This is a genomic window from Idiomarina seosinensis, from assembly GCF_003987275.1.
GTDB classification, from domain to species: Bacteria; Pseudomonadota; Gammaproteobacteria; order Enterobacterales; family Alteromonadaceae; genus Idiomarina; species Idiomarina seosinensis.
This window is the reverse complement of record NZ_PIQF01000005.1, coordinates 67119-88321: the sequence shown is the minus strand read 5'-3', so window position 1 is coordinate 88321 and position 21203 is coordinate 67119. Positions and strand designations below refer to the sequence as shown.

Here is a 21203-nt window from a genome sequence, read left to right as displayed (position 1 = left end):
TCTCATTACGTCTAAACAGAAAAGCAGTTGCCTGGCTTTGAAAAGGCTTTACAATGAACACTCACTTAAAGTAAAGAAAGCTATTATGACGAAGCCCGAAACAGAACGTCTGATACGTAAGGCCGAAAAGCTCTGCCAGCAGCGTGGAGCGCGTATGACCAGTACCCGCAAAGAAGTGTTTTCTATATTGGCGCAGCAAGCCGGTTCAATAGGCGCATACGACCTGTTAGAGCAACTAAAAATGGTGGTACCCAACGCCAAACCGCCAACTATTTACCGCGCTCTGGACTTTCTCCAGGAGCAAGGTTTTGTTCACAAAATCTCCTCGTCGAATAGTTTTGTACTTTGCTCGCATTTCGACCACCAACATCCAGTGCAAATGCTAATTTGTGGTTCTTGCGGTGATGTTCAGGAGATCCAGTCCGATGGCGTTTACGAAGAACTGCAGAATCAAGCGGAAGATCAGGGCTTTTTAGTCCAGCAACAAACCATCGAAGCACATGGTTTATGCGCCAAATGTCATTAGTAGCAGTAAACGATTTACCAGCCAATTAAAACTATAAACAATTAGGAAACCGTTATGAAATTAAGCCACCTTGTCGGCTTTGCGGTCGCAACGCTTAGCATTAGCGCGGCGGCTAATAGCCAGGCTTTCGAAGACAAGTTTCGTCAACTTAACGACGACAAATTTCGCTCGCCCAACGTTTATCGCACAGCATCCGGCGCTCCCGGTCATGAGTATTGGCAGCAGCAGGTCGACTACGACATTCAGATAACGCTAAACGATGAGCAGCAAAGCGTCAGTGCACGCAGCACCATAACCTATACCAATAACTCTCCCGATACCTTGCGCTACTTATGGGTTCAGCTGGATCAAAACCGCTTTAAGAAAGACTCAATCGGGCCTAAAACTCGGGCAACTTCCAGTGATAAGCTGGCTCGCACTAGCTTTAGTCAAATGGAAAGTATGCTAACACAGCAAGAGTTTCCGGCAGGCTACACTATCACCGACGTTAGCGACCAACGTGGTGAACCTATGGCCTACACCATTAACGATACGATGATGCGCATCGATCTAGAACAACCTCTCGCACATGGTGATAGCGTCAGTTTTAATATCGGCTGGCAGAACAATATTATCGAAGCGGATGTCCTCGGTGGCCGCGGCGGTTATGAATATTTTGAAGAAGACGGCAACTACCTGTACGAGATGGCGCAGTGGTTTCCGCGAATGGCGGCTTACTACGATGTAGAGGGCTGGCAAAATAAACAATTTATCGGTAACGGCGAGTTTGCACTGGAGTTCGGTGACTATACGGTCGCTATTACTGTGCCTGCCGACCATATTGTTGCATCAACGGGAGTCTTACAAAACCCGGATGATGTTTTAACTGAACAACAGCGCGAGCGTTTAGAACAAGCTGAAAGCGCGGATAAACCCGTAAAGATAGTTACTGAAGAAGAAGCGCTAGAAAACCAAAAAGAAGGCACCGACGAGACTAAGACCTGGGTCTATAAAGCAGAGAAAGTACGCGACTTTGCCTGGGCCTCATCACGTAAATTTATCTGGGATGCGCAGCGTTATCAAAAAGGCGACACCGATGTGTTAGCTATGTCGTATTATCCAGAGGAAGGTAACCCATTGTGGGAAAGGTATTCTACTGCCTCAATTATTCACACCATCGACGCCTATAATGACTATAGCTTTGACTACCCCTACCCGGTGGCTATTTCTGTAAACGGCCCGGTCGGTGGTATGGAATACCCCATGCTGACCTTTAATGGTCCGCGCCCATACGTAGACGAGGAAAGCGGCGAGAAATACTATTCCAAGCGCACTAAATACGGTTTGATTTCAGTCATTATTCACGAAATTGGCCATATTTACTTCCCCATGATCGTAAATACAGACGAACGTCAATGGACCTGGATGGACGAAGGTATTAATACCTATTTGCAGTTCTTAGCAGAACAGCGTTGGGAGCCTGACTATCCATCATGGCGTGGCGATGCACGTGATATCACCAGTTACATGGCTAGTGATAACCAAATGCCCATTATGACCAACTCTGAGTCTATTTTGCAGTTTGGTAACAATGCTTACGGCAAGCCTGCCACCGCTTTAAATATTCTCCGGGAGACCATTGTCGGCCGTGAGCTTTTTGACTTTGCTTTCCGCCAATACGCACAGCGCTGGAAATTCAAACGGCCGACGCCAGAAGATTTGTTCCGTACTCTCGAAGACGCTAGCGGTGTAGACCTGGATTGGTTCTTCAGAGGTTGGTTTTATACCACCGACCATGTAGATATTAGTTTAGACAAGGTCAACTTACTGACCGTCAATACGCAAGACCCGGAAATCGAAAAAGCATGGCAGGAACAAGTCGATGACCTTGATCCAGAGTCTATTACTGCGATGCGCAACCAGGATGTCGTCTATAAGATCCATCAGCAGGAAGATTTACAGGATTTTTATAACGAGAATGATGAATACACGGTCACCAATGCCGATCGTAATAAGTACCAAAAGTTACTTAACGGCTTAAATCAAGAGCAACAAGAAATGCTGAAAAATGGCAGCAATTTTTACGTGATTGATTATAGCAACCATGGTGGTTTAGTCATGCCCATTTTAATGGATTTGCATTACGAAGACGGCAGTAAAGAGCATGTCCGTATTCCTGCCGAAATCTGGCGCCGTTCGCCGCAGCAGGTCAGCAAGTTATTTATTCGCGACAAAACCATCAAGGAAATCGTGCTGGACCCGTATTGGGAAACCGCTGATGTTGATGTGTCGAATAACTTCTGGCCGGCTCGCCCTGTGCCATCGCGCATAGAACTGTTTAAGCGTGATGATAATGACAAGAGTATGATGGAAGATTATAACCAACCACTGAAAACTGACGACGCTGAAGATGCATCGTAAAGCTCTTTGGTTGCTGGCCATCTCAGGTCTAATGATGCAGCTGCCGCCGGCAGCTGCTCATAAGTACTTTTTTGGTTTAACGGAAATATCTTATAATTCCCGTTCTAATAGCGTTGAAGTGGTTCACCAATACACTCTGCACGATATTCAACGCGCCATGACTAAACAATTTGGGCGTGATTTTCGTATAGACCAACCAGCTGCCGAGCAAAAGTTAAGAAAGTGGGTTGCAAAGCACTTTCAATTGTTCGACAGTAGCGATCAAAACGTCCGGCTAAACTGGGTAGGCTTCGAGGCTGATTTTCAGAACATATGGTTTTATCAGGAGCTCGCTCAGGAAAAACCAGATTTTTGTGCCTGGAAGGTACGTAACTCATTGCTGATGGAAAGCTTTCCGGCGCAAGTTAATACCGTAAATTTTTTAACTGATGAAAAGACCCATGGCGTAACATTAACTAATGACAGCCGCTATCAAGGTGTTAAGTGTTTATCAGACTAAGCAATAAAGGAAGCACTATTAATGAATGCTGAGTTTGTAAATCCATTTTTGCAGGCGTTACAAAACGTCCTGTCAATGATGGCTCAAATGGAATTGAAACCCGGGAAACCGCAGCTAAAAAGGGATGAATACGCGCGTGGTGATGTCTCCGGAATTATTGGTATGGTAGGGCCTAAAGTAAAAGGCTCGTTTTCTATCTCATTCGAGGAAAACCTGGCCTGCGAAATCATGCATAAAATGCTTGGTGAAATGCCAGAATCGATTGATGACGAAGTCTGTGACATGGTCGGTGAGATCACTAACATGGTCACCGGCGGTGCCAAGAAAACCTTAGGCGAAAGCGGCTATGAATTCGATATGGCGACACCAATTGTCGTCTCTGGCAAAGACCACACCATTTCTCACCGCTCTGAGGGACCCAGAATTATCATGCCCTTTAGTCACCTGGCGGGCAAAGCGTACATTGAGATTTGTTTCGACAAAATAAGTGAAGCCTAGTAAAAACTAGGCTTTTCTTTAATAGCGTTCGTCGTCGGTGCCGCGTGCATAATTGTCAAACCGCGATAGATGCCCATGAAATTTTAATTCGACCTTACCAATTGGCCCATTCCGCTGTTTACCAATAATAATTTCGGCTAGCCCCTGTTCCGCGCTATCCGGATGATAAACCTCATCACGATAAATAAACATGATGACATCGGCATCTTGCTCAATAGAGCCGGACTCGCGCAAGTCTGAGTTCACCGGACGTTTATCAGAACGCTGTTCTAACGAACGGTTAAGCTGAGACAGGGCTACCACTGGCACGTTCAACTCCTTCGCCAAAGATTTCAACGAGCGCGAAATCTCAGCAATTTCCAGAGTACGGTTTTCCGACATGCCGGGCACGGTCATCAGCTGCAAGTAATCCACCATAATCATCGACAAACCACCATGGTCACGGGCTATTCGCCGCGATCGGGAACGTACTTCGGTTGGGGTAAGTCCCGATGCATCATCAATATAGAGATTATTCTTGTCGTTTAGGATATTCATTACCGAAGCGATGCGAGCCCAGTCATCGTCCTCTAGTCGCCCGGTTCGTACTTTATTTTGATCAACCCGACTTAACGAGGCCAGCATACGCATCATGATCTGCTCTGCGGGCATCTCCAGACTAAACACTAATACTGGCTTGTCCTGATTCATTGCAATATTTTCAGCCAGATTCATAGCAAAGGTGGTTTTACCCATAGAAGGTCGCGCCGCAACAATCAGCAGGTCAGACGGTTGCAATCCCGCGGTCATCTGGTCGAGATCGTGAAAACCACTAGAAACACCGGTAACACCGTTATGGTTTTTAATTTTACTTAATGCTTCAATACGCTCAACGGTCCGCGCGAGAATATCGCCTACACCTTTGGGCCCCTCTGTCGCACTAGTGCGTTTCTCAGCGATACGAAAGACTTTACTCTCAGCTTCGTCTAACAGCTCTTGGCTATTACGCCCCTGAGTATCATATCCCGATTCGGCGATGTCATTCGCCGCTGCGATCATTTCTCTTAATACAGCACGCTCCCGCACAATATTCGCATAGGCAAGTATATTAGCGGCGCTAGGGGTATTTTTGGAGATTTCACCAAGGTAAGCAAAGCCACCCACTTTATCCAGCTCTGCCTGTGCCTCGAGTACCTCTGATACAGTAACAAGATCCATCGGCTGGCTGTTATCGGACAGCTTTTGCATTGCCTGAAAAATTAAGCGATGGCCGCGGTGATAAAAGTCTTCGGCAATGATACTACCTGCCACCTTATCCCAGGCATCGTTATCCAACATCAGTCCGCCGAGTACCGATTGCTCAGCCTCGATAGAGTGAGGGGCCGAGCGCAACGCCTCAACCGACCTATCTTTTGTTCTTGCTGGTTCAGCCATGCACTTTATTACTCTTTTATCCGGTAATTAACCGCGCCTACTATAGCGCTAATCCTGTTTAATTTCGACAGTTCCTGAGACGGTACGTAGTTTTACTTCCGCCGCTCCAGTTCCTACCGGAAACTCAAGTGACGCCGAGGCTCCCCAACGCGATTGTTCGGCCACTGCATCGGTCAACCCATTAATTATGTCACCGCCAGCACTCGAATTAACTGCGAATGATGCGTTAATTTGGTCATTCAACCGAATATTTAAGTCGCCGCTTACCGATGATGCTTCAACCCTGGCGTTTTCACTGAGACCCATTAATACTTCAACATCTCCACTGACATTTTTTAACAAAACACGATCGACAACCGGCAATTCAAGGCTCACTTTGCCCGATACATTTTGCAACTCAAACACTCTAAGTTTTGATGAACGTATTGTTACATCTCCGCTCACGGCCTGGTATTTCCCTTCCGGGGATTTATTGTCGAAGTCTTCAATATCACCACTAACCGTTTCGATCGTCACATCACCGGCCAATTCAGAGGTAGCGATGTTGCCACTAACTGTTTTTAATAAAATCTGCTGTTCTGCTCCTGCTAAATTGATATCACCGCTGACCGATGTCACATCGATACCACCCATCAGGTTGGATGCATTGATATTCATCGACACACTGTCAACTTTCAGCAGACTGCTCTCAGGCATGTATAAGGTAAGGTCAGATCCAGAACTATTGTCGGAACCCCAGCCTTTTTGCTCTGGCGTGCGAACATCGATACGAACACCGTTGCTACGCACTTCAAACACTAAGTCTTCCGCCTTCTCATCCAGCGTGCCCACTAACCGCACTTGATCTTTTTTATGCGTGATAACTTCTAGGTTGCCGCGTTCATTATTTAAATAAACACGCGTTCCAGCCGTTACATCCAAGGTTTTATCAACGCTTTCCTGAGCTAACGAGTAAAAGCTTGTCATCGTCAACACAAGCCCCGCTAACAACGTTAAAATTCTCATCAACGCTCTCCTTATCGGTTGTTAAAAAAAAAGCTGCCCTAGGGCAGCTTTTTTAATATCACATAGTGCGCAAGAAATTAATCAGCAGCAACTACTTTTAATGTGACATTTGCAAAAACATCGGCGTGTAAGTGCAATTCGATATCGAATTCGCCAGTTTCACGAATAGTTCCGTGCGGCATCAATACTTCGCTTTTCTTCACTTCTACGCCGGCAGCGGTGATTGCATCAGCAATATCACGAGTGCCGATAGAGCCGAACAATTTACCTTCGTCACCGGCTTTAGATGCAATTTCTACTGCGTCTAATGCGTTGACTTTTTCCGCGCGAGCTTCAGCAGCAGCTAGCTGGTCGGCTAGTTTTGCTTCATAGTCGGCACGACGTTGCTCGAACAATTCGATGTTCGACTTGGTTGCTGGAACCGCTTTTCCTTGTGGGAACAAGAAGTTACGAGCATAACCTGACTTAACACTAACTTGGTCGCCAAGGCCACCCAGATTAGCAATTTTATCTAACAAGATGATATTCATTTTTTCGCTACCCCTAATCTTGGTATTCGAACCGTTGCTATCTTACTGATGTGAATCAGTATAAGGCAGCAGTGACAAATAACGAGCACGCTTGATAGCACGAGCTAACTGGCGCTGATATTTAGCAGAGGTTCCAGTGATACGGCTAGGAACGATTTTACCAGATTCGGTAATGTAGTTCTTAAGCGTAGCGATGTCTTTGTAATCAATCTCTTTTACGCCCTCTGCCTTAAAACGGCAGAACTTACGGCGACGGAAAAAACGAGCCATGATGGTCTCCTTAAATCTGTTCTAGATGCTGAGCGTGAAGAACTAGCCGCGACAAACCATTGTTGTCTTCATGGCGATGCAGAAAACCTTCTGCATGTACTTCACTACCCACCGTCAATTTATGTAACCAGTGTTGTAACCCTTCACCACTCAAAATGAGTTGTAGCTTTACGTATGACTGCCTGTTCATTCCGGCTTCTGGCTGCATTGAGCGGTGCTCTACCGTTAATAGCAGATGCTCAATCCCTGAAGGACTGGTTTCTAGCTTTGCCGGTTTGCAAACCGTTCCCGTAATGTGCAGTCGATTCATAAACTACTCTGTGAAGGCCTTGCCATTATGCGGCTTCACTGTCACCTTTGCGATCTTCCTTCGGCTTGGTCAGCGGAGAAGGTTCTGTGATCGCTTCTTTTTTGCGCATAATCATGTTGCGCAATACTGCATCGTTATAACGGAATGCAGTTTCCAGCTCTTCCACAACTTCTGCAGTCGCTTCGATGTTCAGCAGAACATAGTGTGCTTTATGCAGCTTGTTGATTGGGTAAGCCAGTTGACGACGGCCCCAGTCTTCTAAACGATGGATTTCACCACCACCTTGCTTGATCGTTTCGCTGTAGCGCTCGATCATGCCAGGTACTTGCTCGCTTTGGTCCGGGTGGACCATAAATACGATTTCGTAATGACGCATTACAGTTTCCTTTTGGTTCGTATAGCCTCTTTTCAGCTCAGCCGCACTGACATAGAAGCAAGGAACTCAATCTAAAGTAATAAATACAGTGGCTGATTTAAGCCGCGCGATACTATCGCATAACGCAGCAAAATGCAATTAGATTAACTAGTCTTGTGAGGAATTTTCGGTTTGGTGCTCTGTCTCAATGCTATTAGTCAGCAGCTTTACCAGTCGTTCTGATAGCTCGTGTTTAACTTCTGACTGGCCTCGTACAATAACATGATCAAAGGGTTTATCGTTCTTATTGATAGAGGCTTCTAACTGAATCGACTGCTCCGTTTGTCGGAGCTGAATCAACACGTCATATTGTGCTTGATCCGCATCAACGTTGTGCCACTCATGGCGTACGTCTAATCGGTTGTGAATATCGTCGGCAACATCTTGCAATACCTGCGTCTGCTCCGATTCAAAGCGATAATCAAAGGCTACATAAGGTTTTGCTGAACGCAAAAACTCAGCCGACTCCCAATTAGGTGTCCAACTGATAAACACCATTGCGACTAACGTAAGCGCTATCGCAATAGGAAATAATCGTCGTTTAAGATCCATCGCGCTGTCTTACTACCTCAAACAAACAGACACCACTAGCCACTGACACATTCAGACTACTCACCGTACCGGCAAGTGGTACAGCGACCAATTCATCACAGGTTTCGCGGGTCAAACGCCGCATTCCTTTACCTTCTGCACCCATTACAAGTGCGGTAGGGCCGCGGTAATCAACCTGATAAACAGACTGAGTCGCTTCTCCTGCAGTACCTACTATCCAGACATTTAAACTTTGCAGTTCACGCAATGCTCGGGCTAAATTAGTTACCACAACTAACGGCATAGTCTCTGCAGCCCCGCAGGCAACTTTGCGAACGATCGGGGTTATTTGCGCTGACTTATCTTTCGGGACCACCACCGCGGTCACTCCTGCCGCATCCGCGGTACGTAAACAAGCACCCAGGTTATGCGGATCTGTTATCCCATCAAGCACTAAAAACAATGGGGTGCCGTCAGTTTGTTCAATCAGCTTAGCGAAATCACTCTCGGTTAACGTCGGCAACTGCTTAACGGTTGCTACCACGCCCTGATGATTGCCGCCTTCAGCACGCTTTTCGAGTGCCTGACGGGGCACCCACTGTGGCCTGACACCCATGCTATGGGCCTGCGCCACAATGGCATTAACCGCATCATCCTGACGTTCTTTTGAGACATACAGCTCGACTAGGCGGTCTGGATGATGATCAATTATCGAACGCACCGCATGAAGCCCAAAAACTGTGACCTTTTGGCTCATGACTTGTTGCTTCCTTTGTTGGACGAGCTCGCTTTATTCTTACTACGCTTACGAGGCTTTCCTGAGCGAGGCTTTGAATTACCTTTTTGCTGACGCTTACGCTCGGTTTTTCCGCTATTATTTTTACGTTGTTTACCCGTTGGGCTCTCTGCATTAATCAGTTCTAAATCAATCTTACGTTCATCCAGATCGACCGTTTTAACGCGAACTTTTACATTATCACCTAAACGGTAAATAGTACGTGTGTTCTCACCAATCAACATGCCTTTCTGGTTATCGTACTGGTAATAGTCATCGCCTAAGTTGCTTATATGAACCAAACCATCAATCTGATAATCATTCAGCCTGACAAACAACCCGAAGTTAGTCACTGATGACACCACGCCTTCGAATTCCATGCCAATATGATCCAGCATAAACTCGCATTTAAGCCACTCATCAACCTGCCGTGTTGCATCGTCAGCTCGACGCTCAGTCATTGAGCAATGCACACCCAGATCATCCAGCTGTTTGTCGCTGTAGCTCCAGGCCCCGCTTAAACCTTCCTCTGAACCTTCTTTTTTGCGCAAAATAGACTTGATTGCACGGTGCAAAATTAGGTCCGGATAGCGTCGGATAGGTGAGGTAAAGTGCGAGTATGATTTAAGTGCCAAGCCAAAGTGACCTTCATTTTGCGGCTGATAAACCGCTTGTTGCATCGAGCGCAACAACATGGTTTCTATCAACTCGTGATCCGGACGATCTTTGACTTCCTCCAACAGCTTGCCGTAATCCGTCGGCGTCGGGCTGTCGCCCCCGCTCAGACTTAACCCTAATTCGGCTAAAAAGGCTCGGAAGTTAGTAAGCCGTTCATCCGCAGGAGCCTCGTGCACACGGAACAACGCGTTAACGTCGTCATCGTCTTCGATAAACCGCGCAGTAACAACGTTGGCAGCTATCATGCACTCTTCAATAATCTTGTGCGCGACATGGCGTTTAACCGGCTCAATCCGCTCAATTTTCCGCTGAGCATTAAAAATAAACCGCGTTTCCTGAGTATCAAATTCAATTGCAGAACGACGTTTACGCACGGCCGCCAGCGCTTTATAGACATTGTGCAACTCTTCGATATTGCTTATTACATCTTTATATTGCTCGCGCAGCTCTTTATCGCCATCAAGTATTTGCTTAACCTTGTTGTAGGTTAAGCGTGCATGACTGTTCATTACTGCGGGATAAAATTTCGATTGTTTAAGTTTACCGCGAGGACCTACTTCAATTTCTGCCACCATGCACAGTCTGTCGACGTTAGGGTTTAGAGAACACAAACCATTTGACAGTTTCTCCGGTAGCATTGGCACAACGTTATTGGGGAAGTAAACAGAGTTGCCACGATTAACCGCTTCGTTGTCTAACTGCGTGCCGGGCTTAACATAATAAGAGACATCGGCGATAGCGACCCACAGGCGCCAGCCTTTGTCCTCTGGAAGCGCACAAACCGCATCGTCAAAGTCCCGCGAATCTTCACCATCAATAGTAATTAGTGGTAAGTCGCGTAAATCGACTCTTCCGGCATAAGCTTCTTTAGGCACTTCTTCTGAGTACTGCGCCAGCTCTTCATCAATTCCCTCTGGCCACTCGTTGGGAATATCGTGTTCGCGGATGGCTATTTCGATTTCCATCCCCGGCGCCATATGATCACCCATTACTTCGGTAACTTTACCGATTGGACTGGTTCTTCTATTTGGCCGTCGAGTGATAGAGACCACCACTAACTGGCCATGCCGGGCACCCATGTTATCGTTATCAGGAATCAAAATGTCCTGACTAACGCGCGAGTCATCGGGAACCACAATACCAATATTATCTTCGACAAAGTAACGTCCGACAATATCATTGTTACGTGGCTCTACTACTCTTACAACTCGTCCTTCCTGGCGCCCGCGATTGTCTGTGCCGGCCGGTTTTATTAACACTTTGTCACCGTGCAACACCGAGTACATTTGGTGATGCGGAATAAAAATGTCCTTACCACCCTCATCTGGCTGGCAAAAACCAAAACCATCTCTGTGACCTATAATACGGCCGCGAATCAATTGCATCCGCTCAGGCAGTCCATACGAATTTGCCTTGTTGTAAACCAGTTGCCCGTCCCGCTCCATGGCCCGTAAACGTCTCTTTAAGCCAACCTGCTGACGTTCATCATCAAGTTTAAAATGGCTAATAAAGTCATCAAAAGGTACCGGTTTAGGACGCTCTGTTACCAAGCTAAGCAGTTGCTCACGGCTAGGGATTTCAACGTCGTACTCTGGACTACTGTTATTGGTTTCAGTCATAAGTTCCTATATTTTTCGCAAACTATTGCTTTTTAATTCGCCAACAGTATACGCCTGTTATGCCGAATTGTCAGTTAACTTCCTATTGCATAAAAAAAGCCCCCGCTACATCAACGGAGGCTTTTTTATTAACGCTAGCTGTTATTCCGTAGTCAGGTTGATAGTTTCCTGACGAATCGCATTTTCTTCAACTTCTGCATTATCAAACCAAATCGGTCTTAGCTGTGGTTCCTGAGAATACAGCAGAGTTTGATCAAGATAATGATCAGAATAGATGTTACGCGACTGAGAATAACTCAGAAGGCCATGAGCTAGAGGCCCTTCCTCGGTAAACTCCATCGTAAACATCCAGCTTGAGCCGTAGCTGATATGGTAACCCAGACCCGCCTCAGTCAGATTAGAACCGTCAACTTCAGGATAAATCAAACGCGGATAAATAGTTCCGTCGGAGCCGGTATTGGCACGGAACACATTAAACCCACCTTCAATATTGTTTGCACCACCCCAAGGCAGCCGCTGACCTGATGGTTGCCCTGTCGGTAACGCACGCTCAACAAACTGCACTTCGCCAAGCGGAGCATCTATTGATAAGCCGAGAGACTCAATGCGCACCATAGCGTTACCAAGATCGCTTAACACAGACACATTGTTAGCCAGACCGCGCGGCGTGTTCAGTGGATCTTGAGGATCAAAGTCCACTGTCCATTTCGGGTCATTCGCAAACTCTGTTGCAAACTCGCGGAATAGCATCGCACCAACGCTGTCCTTGTTCATGGTGCCATCCCACTGAGCCAACACATCACAAGCTGGCTTAATGTTTTGCTCCCCAGCAACGGTAGAAACCGGCTGTTCACCCTGACGTTCACACAGTGACAACAGCGGTTCAAGCACTTCTTCAGCTAAGAAACTGCGATTACTTAACAGTTTTTCAGCGATATCTTCACGAGTGAACTTACCATCAACAGAACCGCCTTCAGCTAGCATTTTTTGACCCAAGCGCGAACGCCAGGATTGCTCGTTGTCAGTAGGTCCCCATAACGTCGCGACATCATCAATTGGCTCTGCCGGGTTGGTTAACCAGTAACTGTTATTCGAGTTTTGCACAAAGTCAGTCCGTAATAACGACGGAGCCCGGCTAAACGGCATCTTGCCATCGGCTTTGAACATTGCCGAATTACCTGGCATCACCGGGAAGCCCGCAGTCGAGCTAATCCCCTGCAGTAGCTGGTTGTCCTGCCACGCGGCTAGCGCGTCATCACTGATATTTGGGACCGATGAACCATCAGTAAAGAACGCATCGCCGTCGTCATCAACTGCCATCGCGTTATTGAATACCGTACCGGTATAATCAATATAGCTCTGACGGTATTCTTCAATGTTACGCGCACGATTCATTGCCAGCCAATGGTCAAGCACTTCGTAGTTCGGCAAGTTCGCATCATATATCGCGTACGCTACTTCTTTACCAAAGTCGTCAACACCCCAGGTAATCGGCGAGCCTGGTACTTTGATAATTGCACCAAATTCGCTGTGATAACTGGTTTTCTCCAGGGTAATAGTCTGGCCACCGCCGACATTTACTTGGATCTGATGAGTTTTGGTGGTCATTTCTTTAGGTTCACCGTCCACCAAATAGGTCAGGTTATTATCATCCGCTGGATCCAGTTCTAATTGGTGAACCACAAAGCGGTTAGCTGTGGAGAACGTATGAGTCCAGGCCACGTTTTCATTAAAGCCGATATTAACCACACCCGGCATACCCGATAATGAGCCGCCAGCCACTTTTAGTTCACCCGGAATTTCAATACCAAACTGCCAGAAACGTTGATTACCGGTGTGTGGGAAGTGCGGATTGGCCAACAACATCCCCTGCCCCGTTGCACTTAAGTCACGACCAATAGCCCAGCCGTTAGAACCCATTTCTGTCGGATTCGCTTCCGGCATTTCGATAGCAACCGGCTGCAAATCAATACTGGCGGTCTGGTCGCTTGACATCACCGGCGTTGGAGAAAAGTCTTCACCCGGAGGTGCGGCAGCGAAAATTGCGCCGGTAAAGTTACTGGCACCTGGCAGCAACGCCACGCCTTGCGCATAGGTGAGCACGTCTACTGGGGTAATTTCTCGCACAAAGGGTTGTCCGGCACATTGAGGGTCGAGGCTCGCTGTGGGTGTATCGCCCAGATATTTATTGTAGCCCGCCGCATACCCTTCTAACAGTGCCTGTGACTCTTCACTTAAGCTATCGTAGCCCTGTTCAGCGTTATCGCGGATCCCTAATGCTAAAAATCCAAAGTCGTCGATAAGGTTTTGACTATTTCCCGAACCAATCGGGTTATCTGGGCCAAAGAACTGTGAACGTTGTGAGTTAAATTTTACTATCTGATCAGCCAGGATACAGAGGTTATCCTGAGCGTAGGCATAACCCACACCGAAGGCCATACTTTCCAGGTTATCAGCAGTGACATAAGGCACGCCATAGGTAGTCCAGGAGATGTCAGCCTGGAGCTGGCCGTCGTCGTCAAAAGTCGACAATGGCTCTTGATCTGGTAGTGGACTGCTATAGTCCGGCTCCTCAGCAACTGGTGGAGCCTCATATTCAGGCACGTCGTTATCAAAATTACAGCCAGCCAGAGTAACGACTCCGGCCATCAGCATTCCCTTATACAGCAATGTTTTTTTCGGCAAATTCATCGTCTTATTCCTTTATCTTGCCCGTTCTTTTATCGAACATTTGTTATTATGAAAACGATACTACCTCATTCGTTGACTGATTGAGTATGGGAGTTACTGGTCGAACCTGCAACCCGCTTCGTTGATATCACTCAGATATTTATCGTGCCGACCAGGTAATCTACCGCAGAACCGAATAATCTAACTCGGTCACCGAGCACTTCACAGCTCATTGTGCCGGCTCTTGCAGAAAGCTGCCGAGCATTAATTGTCGTTTTGCCTAACTGTTGAGCCCAGTAAGGCGCTAACTGGCAATGTGCAGATCCTGTTACCGGATCCTCTGCAACATTTAATTTCGGGTAGAAACAACGACTGACGCAATCGTAATCCTGGCCCCTGGCCGTTACTACCACACCCCGCGAGCTTAGCTGCTTCAGCTGGCTAAAGTCAGGATTTAGCTGTTTGACCTGCTCTTCATTTTCCAGCACCACAATATGATCAAAGCCAAGTAGGACATCAACAGGTTCAAAGGGAATTGCCGCAGAGATAGCGGCTGGTGTTGCAGTCGCTTTCGGCATTGTTGCCGGAAAGTCCATCATTAAGCCTTGTTCTGTGCGGCTTACTTGTAATTGTCCACTACGCGTTTGAAAACGCACCTCATGCTGCTCAAAGTTCAAATGCTGAAAAACGACGTGCCCAGCGGCCAGAGTCGCATGGCCACACAAATCTACCTCGGCAGCTGGGGTAAACCAGCGCAGCTCAAAGTGTTCGTTACCAGGAACAATAAAGGCGGTTTCCGATAAATTATTTTCCTCGGCTATTGCCTGCAGTACTTCATCGGCTAACCACGAAGTCAGTGGTACCACTGCCGCAGGATTACCTTCAAACGCTTTTTCTGCAAACGCATCGACTTGATACAAAGGGAGTTGCACGTGTTTTTACCTTTTAAAAAGTTAATCATAATGAGATTATTGATAAGCCTTTCATAAACATCTTGGATATTCAAAATTAAATCTGTAGAAAGGATCAGTAGCTAAACACAGTAACGCTCAGAAGCGATAAGGAATTTATCATGGGACACCACCACGGTCATGATCATTCGAAAGATATGCCTTCATCACGCCTGGGCTGGGCTTTTTTGCTTAATTTTGTGTTTACCATTATCGAGTTTATTGGTGGTATTCTGACCAATAGTACTGCGATCCTCGCCGATGCCGTTCATGATTTAGGCGACAGCCTCTCGTTAGGGCTTGCATGGGCTCTAAACAAACTCGGTAACAAGCAAGCCAATCACCTTTACACCTATGGCTATAAACGACTCAATCTAGTCGGTGCTTTTATTAACGCTGTGGTATTAATTGCCGGCTCAATATGGGTACTCGTTACCGCGGTGCCAAGGCTTTGGGATCCTCAAATGCCGGTGGCTGATGGCATGATAGCGCTGGCCATACTCGGCATTGCTGTTAATGGCTTTGCCGCTTATAAGCTCTCCCAAGGCCAAACTCTAAACGAGCGCGTCATTAACTGGCATTTATTAGAAGACGTTTTAGGTTGGGTTGCGGTACTTATCGTCGGTGTCGTGCTGCTGTTTGTCGACTGGCCAATTATTGACCCGCTACTTTCTATCGCATTTACAGTATTCATTTTGTTGAATGTATTTCGCAATTTAACAGCGACCATAAAATTATTTATCCAGGCCACACCCGATGCGCAGACCTATAAAAACGTCGCCAACTCATTACAGCAGCTACCCCATGTCTCGGGCGTGCACCACCTTCATTTCTGGTCACTTGACGGCGAATCACATGTACTAACGGCGCACTTGGTGCTGTCGAAAAACCTCGAGGTAAAAGAACGCGATGCTTTAAAAAGAAGTATTGACGAAGCTTTAGCTGAATATCAATTAAGCCATACCACTATTGAGCTAGAGCATCCGGACGAAACCTGCCGCGATGGGCTAAGATGAAAACTGACTTAAAACAGAAGCTTGGTGCCGAGGGGGGGACTTGAACCCCCACGCTGTTACCAGCGGTGGATTTTGAATCCACTGCGTCTACCAATTCCGCCACCTCGGCATTAAAGATGGGATGTCATATTTGGTGACGGGATGGATTATACTCGCGAGTTTGCGCTAATCAAGCAATTATTAAAGAAATTTAACGGCTTTTTGCTCAACTGCTGATTCCTTAACCAAATCCCCCAGCAAGTTGGTTTCCTGCTGCCCGCTGATAAACACCGTGCTATCATCGACGTCACATTAAATTGATCACGATTACTTCAACATTATGGTTACTGAAGCTCAAAAATTACACGCAAGTTTCCCAAGTGCAGGTTTTTTAAGGCGTTTAGCCGCGTGGGTTTATGATTTATTGGTTGCAGCCGCGGTCATCATGCTAGCCTCTGCTATCGCGCTGGCTGTTGCCGGCGCGCTGGCAACGATGAGTTTTATAACACTGACTGAAGACTTTGACCATGCCGCATGGCTAACGCAAGGCCCTTGGTTTGGCATTTATCTATTACTTGTACTGGCGTGTTTTTTCGGCTATTTCTGGCGCAGCTCAGGTCAAACTATTGGTATGCGAGCCTGGCGTTTAAAATTGCAAAACCGGGACGGTAGTAAGCTTACTCTAAAACAAACACTGCTGCGTTTACTGACCTGTCTGGCAGGCTTAGGTTCGCTATGGATGTTACTCGATTTTAAAAACCGTCGAGCGCTGCAAGACTATGTTGCCGGAACCGAGCTGGTGGTATTATCAAAAGAAGCCAACCAGCTATTTTATTGGCAGGATCTCTAAATCAGTTACCTTTTCGCTGCATAAAATAGACCGCCAGGCCGGCAAACACCAGGCTTGGCAACAGCGCACCGAGTACCGCAGGAATCTGGTAAACCTGAGCCAATGGCCCAAAAATCTCATTAGTGACATGAAAACCGAAACCCGTAATTACACCTAACAAGATTCTTGCTCCCATACTGGTCGAGCGCAGCGGTCCAAAGATAAACGACAAAGCCACCAGCAACATCACGGCTACAGTTACTGGTGCCAGTAGTTTACGCCAAAGCGCCAGTTCATAACGCTGCGCCGATTGCTGGTTACTCTCTAAATAAGTCAGGTAATCCACTAAGCCGCTAATCGATAGCGATTCGGGCTTGACCGTCACCACACCTAATTTATCGGGCGTTAAGGACGACTGCCATGTCTTCGAGGGTACCGAGCGCTCAATGATTTCTCGTTCCAGCAATTCAGTTACGGTTACCTGATTTAACCGCCAGCTTTGATCCTGAAACACCGCTGAACGCGCATAAGTGACTGTTTCTAACTGTTGCTCACCATCAAACTGATAAATAAGCACACTGTTTAATTGACCGGTGTCCTGCACTTCTCCAATATTAATAAAGTTGTTGCCATCTTTAGCCCAGACACCACGTTGCGCCGATATTAAGCTCCCTCCGGAAATCTCCTGAGCACGGATCAGGCGGCCTTTTGCTTCCATCGGCGGCGCCACCCATTCACCAATGGCCATAACCGCTACCATCATAATGATTGCGGTTTTCATTACAGCAGTGATTATATTGAGCCGCGACCGGCCCGCAGCCATCATCACCACCAACTCAGAATTACTGGCTAACATGCCCATGCCAATTAACCCCCCCAACAATGCAGCCATTGGGAAGAAAACTTCAATATCGCGTGGCAGGCTATAAAAGACAAATAGAGCGGCGTCCATCACTTCGTAGTTGCCCCGACCGACGGATTTTAGCTGTTCGACAAATCGAATAAGTGATGACAGCCCAGTCAGCACCGCTAAACTTAATAACGACGTTCGCAGGACGGTAATGCCAATGTATCTGTCTAAAATTCCAAACATTAACTACGCCCCCAGCGCATACTCGCTAATACTCTCAGCCCCGTTGGGCGACCTTTGCCAATTAAAATGATGCCGAAAATCAGCAGCCCTATATGAATCCACCATAACCCAATGCTGGTCGGAATTACGCCATCACGAATAGCCGATTTCGCCGCCATTAGCAGTAAAAAATAGCCGAGGTAAATCAGCAATGCTGGCGCCATCCGGGCGAATTTCCCCTGCCTTGGGTTGACCCGGCTTAACGGTACCGCAATTAAAGTGAGCAGTGGCATTGCCAGTGGGATGGCAACCCGCCACTGAAATTCGGCGATAGCGGCTGTACTGTTCTCGCGCAACAACTCTGGTGTGCTGTAAGCTTCAAGTTTACGCAATTGCTCATTCACCGGTTGTTCTTTTATCTGCAACCGATAACTGTCAAAAGTCATTAACTGATAGCTGTCTCCGTCGCCGGCAAAGCGCTTACCGGAATTTAGTTCCAGCCACTGTGAACCCGACGTTTCAGTGATCACTCGGCCGGTATCGGCCATAACCACACTACCGGACTGTATTTCGCCCTGCTCGTGCTGGTGTTGGGCGACAAACACCTTATCCAGCTGCCCGTTATCTGTTTGCTGCTGCACAAAAATCACGGCTTTTTGGTTGCTAGCCTGTTGGAAGCGGCCGGGTATCAGTGCGGTTAAGCCGGTCTCCGAGCGAGCTTTATCTTCTATTTGTTGCTCCTGATCCAGAGCCCAGGGGACTGCCCACAGGGTTAACGCCGCAGTTGCCAGCGCCAAAATAAGCGCTACCACCAACGTTACGCGGGTAACGTACCACTCGCTGACTCCGCAGGCATGCAACACCGTCATCTCGTTGTCTGCATAGATACGGCCGTGCGCCAGCAGAATTCCTAAAAATAAACTTAACGGCAGAATCAATGACAACAGTGCTGGCAGATTCAGCGATAACAACTGAAAAATGATGGTTCCCGGAATATCGCCTTCAGACGCGTCAGATAGCACACGCACAAACTTCTGACTGACGAAAATCGTCATCAGAATAAACAAAACGGCGAGCTGAGATTTAAACGTCTCGCTGATTAAATATTTAAAAATGCGCACTGGTCTCAACTCTTAACATTGGTTTTTACTGGAATAGCTGTGATTTTTAAGTAAACTTGTTATTTTAACAACAAATTTATGCTTTAGGTAAACTATAGCAGGCCTTTAGCCCTATCGAAACAGGAGCCTTTTCATGGAGTTCAGCGTAAAAAGTGGTAACCCGGAAAAACAACGCTCTGCTTGTATCGTCGTTGGAGTGTTTGAGCCACGTCGACTTTCAGGAGTAGCCGAGCAATTAGACAATGTCAGCGAGGGCTACTTAAGTAATCTATTGCGCCGTGGGGATCTCGAAGGCAAGTCGGGCCAGGTCCTGCTATTGCATCATGTACCTAACGTGTTAGCCGAGCGAGTGCTGTTGGTAGGTTGTGGCAAAGAGCGCGAGTTAGACGAGCGCCAATACCGCCAAATTATTGCTAAAACTATCAATACACTTAACGAGACAGGCTCGATGGAGGCAGTGTGCTTTTTAAGCGAACTGCATGTGAAAGGCCGTGACACTTATTGGAAAGTACGCCAGGCCGTTGAGGCCGCACGTGCTTCTATATACAGTTTTAATCAATTAAAAACTAAAAAAGAAGAGCCACGCCGACCGTTACGCAAATTAATCTTTAATGTGCCGAGCCGCAAAGAACTGGCTATTGGCGAACAAGCTGTACAACACGGTTTAGGCGTTGCAGCTGGCATGGATCGCTGTCGTGATGTGGCCAATATGCCACCGAATATTTGCACTCCTCGCTATCTTGCCGAACAAGCTCAGGAAATTGCCGGACAGTTTGACAACCTAACCGTGACCACGGTTGAGGAAAAAGAAATGGAAGAGCTGGGTATGAACGCATACTTAGCTGTTGGTCGTGGGTCAGATCACGAGTCAGTGCTCACTTTGATGCATTACCGCGGCGCGCCAGACGACCAAGCCCCGATTGTTCTGGTCGGCAAGGGCCTGACTTTCGACTCGGGTGGTATCTCAATCAAACCATCTGCCAATATGGATGAGATGAAATACGACATGGGGGGTGCCGCTGGCGTTATTGGTGCTATGCAATCGCTCGCCGAGCTACAACTGCCGATTAATGTTATTGGAGTTATGGCGGGCTGCGAAAACATGCCAGACGGCAAAGCGTATCGCCCGGGCGATATTCTGACTACCATGAGTGGACAAACCGTTGAAGTTTTAAATACTGACGCGGAAGGCCGACTGGTGTTATGCGATACACTGACTTATGTCGAACGGTTTGAGCCGGAACTGGTTATTGATATGGCCACCTTAACCGGCGCCTGTGTGGTCGCTTTAGGCTCCCACGCATCGGCCGTTTTAAGTCAGCATAACCCGCTAGCCAGCGAAATTCTCAATGCGGCAGCGCAAAGTGGTGACAAAGCCTGGCGCTTGCCATTATGGGATGAATATCAGTCACAACTTGATAGCCCATTTGCCGACATGCAGAATTTAGGTGGTAAAGAAGCAGGCACCATTACCGCCGCCTGCTTCTTATCGCGTTTTACTAAAAAATACACTTGGGCACATATGGATATTGCCGGCACCGCTTGGAACGGTGGCGCTAATAAAGGTTCGACCGGTCGTCCGGTGCCTTTACTGACGCAATTTTTGATCAACCGTTGCAACAGTTCAGAAGCTAACGACTGATATGCCAAACGTTACTTTTTTCTTACTGCCGGATGTCGACGAAAGCGAGCAAAACAACCTGATTTGCGATAGAATTGCGGACCTTTTTCGGCAGCACAAAAAAGTTCGGGTCTGGGGCCGCGATAAGACTCACGCCGAGGCCCTCGACGAGCTGTTATGGCAGCGGCCAGCAGACGCCTTTATACCGCATAACCTCTACGGCGAGGGCCCGGCCAATGGCGTACCTGTTGAATTATGCTGGCCGGAAGCAAGTGGCATTCAGCGTCGGCCTGGCTATGTTTTATTGAACTTAGCAGACCAAGTACCGGTGCAGGCGCAACAAAGCCAAACGGTATTTGATGTTGTGCCCAGCGATGACGCCGGCAAAAAGCTCGCTCGCGAGCGTTATAAACACTATCGGGCCAATGGGTGTCAGTTGCACACCCAGCCTTTAAATCCAGAGCAGAAATAAGGTC

The 21203-nt window shown here is 47.4% G+C and carries 21 protein-coding genes and 1 tRNA gene; 8 read left to right on the top strand and 14 right to left on the bottom strand.

Going from position 1 to position 21203, the window contains the following annotated elements; genetic code table 11:
• Window positions 1-85 precede the first annotated feature (85 nt).
• Genes zur through CWI81_RS12525 form a run of 4 tightly spaced genes read left to right on the top strand, consistent with a single transcriptional unit; the run spans window position 86 to window position 3923 of the window.
• Window positions 86-526: a zinc uptake transcriptional repressor Zur gene (gene zur, locus CWI81_RS12540; protein ID WP_126785660.1), complete on the top strand. Its 441-nt coding sequence runs from the start codon at window positions 86-88 to the stop codon at window positions 524-526.
• 54 nt (window positions 527-580) lie between these two features.
• Window positions 581-2926, top strand: a complete 2346-nt coding sequence (locus tag CWI81_RS12535; protein WP_126785659.1) for a M1 family metallopeptidase — start codon at window positions 581-583, stop codon at window positions 2924-2926.
• Entirely contained in the window at window positions 2916-3425 is a 510-nt protein-coding gene (locus CWI81_RS12530) for a DUF6702 family protein (protein ID WP_126785658.1), read from the top strand. Before CWI81_RS12535 ends, CWI81_RS12530 begins: the two co-directional genes overlap by 11 nt.
• A 21-nt stretch (window positions 3426-3446) precedes the next feature.
• Window positions 3447-3923, top strand: a complete 477-nt coding sequence (locus tag CWI81_RS12525) for a chemotaxis protein CheX (protein ID WP_126785657.1) — start codon at window positions 3447-3449, stop codon at window positions 3921-3923.
• An 18-nt stretch (window positions 3924-3941) separates the two neighbouring features.
• Here the strand turns inward: CWI81_RS12525 and dnaB are convergent, their stop codons facing one another.
• The 11 genes from dnaB to CWI81_RS12470 form a co-directional block, all read right to left on the bottom strand.
• Window positions 3942-5336 carry a replicative DNA helicase gene (gene dnaB, locus CWI81_RS12520; protein WP_126785656.1) on the bottom strand — a complete coding sequence of 465 codons (1395 nt, stop codon included), beginning with the start codon at window positions 5334-5336 and terminating at the stop codon, window positions 3942-3944.
• A 48-nt stretch (window positions 5337-5384) separates the two neighbouring features.
• Entirely contained in the window at window positions 5385-6341 is a 957-nt protein-coding gene (locus tag CWI81_RS12515; protein WP_126785655.1) for a DUF4097 family beta strand repeat-containing protein, read from the bottom strand.
• A 77-nt stretch (window positions 6342-6418) separates the two neighbouring features.
• Entirely contained in the window at window positions 6419-6871 is a 453-nt protein-coding gene (gene rplI, locus CWI81_RS12510) for a 50S ribosomal protein L9 (RefSeq protein WP_126785654.1), read from the bottom strand.
• Window positions 6872-6913: 42 nt separating this feature from the next.
• Window positions 6914-7141: a 30S ribosomal protein S18 gene (rpsR, locus tag CWI81_RS12505; protein WP_006956988.1), complete on the bottom strand. Its 228-nt coding sequence runs from the start codon at window positions 7139-7141 to the stop codon at window positions 6914-6916.
• Window positions 7142-7151: 10 nt separating this feature from the next.
• Window positions 7152-7451 (bottom strand): primosomal replication protein N, encoded by a 300-nt coding sequence (gene priB, locus CWI81_RS12500; protein ID WP_126785653.1) that lies wholly within the window; start codon window positions 7449-7451, stop codon window positions 7152-7154.
• 25 nt (window positions 7452-7476) lie between these two features.
• Complete coding sequence (rpsF, locus tag CWI81_RS12495) at window positions 7477-7827, bottom strand: 30S ribosomal protein S6 (RefSeq protein WP_126785652.1); 351 nt, start codon at window positions 7825-7827, stop codon at window positions 7477-7479.
• Window positions 7828-7974: 147 nt separating this feature from the next.
• Complete coding sequence (locus CWI81_RS12490; protein ID WP_126785651.1) at window positions 7975-8418, bottom strand: signaling protein; 444 nt, start codon at window positions 8416-8418, stop codon at window positions 7975-7977.
• Window positions 8408-9154 (bottom strand): 23S rRNA (guanosine(2251)-2'-O)-methyltransferase RlmB, encoded by a 747-nt coding sequence (gene rlmB / locus CWI81_RS12485; RefSeq protein WP_126785650.1) that lies wholly within the window; start codon window positions 9152-9154, stop codon window positions 8408-8410. The genes CWI81_RS12490 and rlmB overlap by 11 nt, the downstream gene beginning before the upstream one ends.
• A complete protein-coding gene (gene rnr, locus CWI81_RS12480; protein WP_126785649.1) occupies window positions 9151-11469 on the bottom strand; it encodes a ribonuclease R in 2319 nt (772 codons plus the stop codon). Before rnr ends, rlmB begins: the two co-directional genes overlap by 4 nt.
• Window positions 11470-11610: 141 nt before the next feature.
• Window positions 11611-14160, bottom strand: coding sequence for an acylase (locus CWI81_RS12475; protein ID WP_126785648.1), 2550 nt, complete (start codon window positions 14158-14160; stop codon window positions 11611-11613).
• A 131-nt stretch (window positions 14161-14291) separates the two neighbouring features.
• Window positions 14292-15071, bottom strand: coding sequence for a PhzF family phenazine biosynthesis protein (locus CWI81_RS12470; RefSeq protein WP_126785647.1), 780 nt, complete (start codon window positions 15069-15071; stop codon window positions 14292-14294).
• Between the two features lie 140 nt (window positions 15072-15211).
• On the opposite strand from CWI81_RS12470, the gene CWI81_RS12465 reads away from it, so the two are divergent.
• Window positions 15212-16105 (top strand): cation diffusion facilitator family transporter, encoded by an 894-nt coding sequence (locus CWI81_RS12465; protein WP_126785646.1) that lies wholly within the window; start codon window positions 15212-15214, stop codon window positions 16103-16105.
• Between the two features lie 22 nt (window positions 16106-16127).
• On the opposite strand, the gene CWI81_RS12460 is transcribed toward CWI81_RS12465, so the two are convergent.
• Window positions 16128-16214 (bottom strand) — tRNA-Leu (locus CWI81_RS12460).
• Between the two features lie 210 nt (window positions 16215-16424).
• Here CWI81_RS12460 and CWI81_RS12455 point away from each other — a divergent pair.
• Entirely contained in the window at window positions 16425-16934 is a 510-nt protein-coding gene (locus CWI81_RS12455; protein WP_126785645.1) for an RDD family protein, read from the top strand.
• A 1-nt stretch (window position 16935) separates the two neighbouring features.
• On the opposite strand, the gene lptG is transcribed toward CWI81_RS12455, so the two are convergent.
• On the bottom strand, window positions 16936-18006 hold the full coding sequence (lptG, locus tag CWI81_RS12450; protein WP_126785644.1) for an LPS export ABC transporter permease LptG: 1071 nt from the start codon (window positions 18004-18006) through the stop codon (window positions 16936-16938).
• Window positions 18006-19106: an LPS export ABC transporter permease LptF gene (gene lptF, locus CWI81_RS12445; protein WP_126785643.1), complete on the bottom strand. Its 1101-nt coding sequence runs from the start codon at window positions 19104-19106 to the stop codon at window positions 18006-18008. The genes lptG and lptF overlap by 1 nt, the downstream gene beginning before the upstream one ends.
• A gap of 133 nt (window positions 19107-19239) precedes the next feature.
• On the opposite strand from lptF, the gene pepA reads away from it, so the two are divergent.
• The gene (gene pepA, locus CWI81_RS12440) at window positions 19240-20748 is read left to right on the top strand and encodes a leucyl aminopeptidase (protein WP_126785642.1); all 1509 of its coding nucleotides are present in this window, start codon (window positions 19240-19242) and stop codon (window positions 20746-20748) included.
• A 1-nt stretch (window position 20749) separates the two neighbouring features.
• On the top strand, window positions 20750-21199 hold the full coding sequence (locus tag CWI81_RS12435; RefSeq protein ID WP_126785641.1) for a DNA polymerase III subunit chi: 450 nt from the start codon (window positions 20750-20752) through the stop codon (window positions 21197-21199).
• Window positions 21200-21203: the final 4 nt, after the last annotated feature.

Bases quoted from the DNA above. Each gene is read 5' to 3' on its own strand.
- CWI81_RS12535 (WP_126785659.1), top strand. From the start codon at position 581: ATGAAATTAAGCCACCTTGTCGGCTTTGCGGTCGCAACGCTTAGCATT.
- zur (WP_126785660.1), top strand. From the start codon at position 86: ATGACGAAGCCCGAAACAGAACGTCTGATACGTAAGGCCGAAAAGCTC.
- rpsR (WP_006956988.1), bottom strand. From the start codon at position 7,141: ATGGCTCGTTTTTTCCGTCGCCGTAAGTTCTGCCGTTTTAAGGCAGAG.
- rpsF (WP_126785652.1), bottom strand. From the start codon at position 7,827: ATGCGTCATTACGAAATCGTATTTATGGTCCACCCGGACCAAAGCGAG.
- CWI81_RS12465 (WP_126785646.1), top strand. From the start codon at position 15,212: ATGGGACACCACCACGGTCATGATCATTCGAAAGATATGCCTTCATCA.
- rplI (WP_126785654.1), bottom strand. From the start codon at position 6,871: ATGAATATCATCTTGTTAGATAAAATTGCTAATCTGGGTGGCCTTGGC.
- lptG (WP_126785644.1), bottom strand. From the start codon at position 18,006: ATGTTTGGAATTTTAGACAGATACATTGGCATTACCGTCCTGCGAACG.
- dnaB (WP_126785656.1), bottom strand. From the start codon at position 5,336: ATGGCTGAACCAGCAAGAACAAAAGATAGGTCGGTTGAGGCGTTGCGC.
- CWI81_RS12525 (WP_126785657.1), top strand. From the start codon at position 3,447: ATGAATGCTGAGTTTGTAAATCCATTTTTGCAGGCGTTACAAAACGTC.
- CWI81_RS12530 (WP_126785658.1), top strand. From the start codon at position 2,916: ATGCATCGTAAAGCTCTTTGGTTGCTGGCCATCTCAGGTCTAATGATG.
- CWI81_RS12455 (WP_126785645.1), top strand. From the start codon at position 16,425: ATGGTTACTGAAGCTCAAAAATTACACGCAAGTTTCCCAAGTGCAGGT.
- rnr (WP_126785649.1), bottom strand. From the start codon at position 11,469: ATGACTGAAACCAATAACAGTAGTCCAGAGTACGACGTTGAAATCCCT.
- rlmB (WP_126785650.1), bottom strand. From the start codon at position 9,154: ATGAGCCAAAAGGTCACAGTTTTTGGGCTTCATGCGGTGCGTTCGATA.
- CWI81_RS12435 (WP_126785641.1), top strand. From the start codon at position 20,750: ATGCCAAACGTTACTTTTTTCTTACTGCCGGATGTCGACGAAAGCGAG.
- CWI81_RS12475 (WP_126785648.1), bottom strand. From the start codon at position 14,160: ATGAATTTGCCGAAAAAAACATTGCTGTATAAGGGAATGCTGATGGCC.
- priB (WP_126785653.1), bottom strand. From the start codon at position 7,451: ATGAATCGACTGCACATTACGGGAACGGTTTGCAAACCGGCAAAGCTA.
- CWI81_RS12490 (WP_126785651.1), bottom strand. From the start codon at position 8,418: ATGGATCTTAAACGACGATTATTTCCTATTGCGATAGCGCTTACGTTA.
- pepA (WP_126785642.1), top strand. From the start codon at position 19,240: ATGGAGTTCAGCGTAAAAAGTGGTAACCCGGAAAAACAACGCTCTGCT.
- CWI81_RS12515 (WP_126785655.1), bottom strand. From the start codon at position 6,341: ATGAGAATTTTAACGTTGTTAGCGGGGCTTGTGTTGACGATGACAAGC.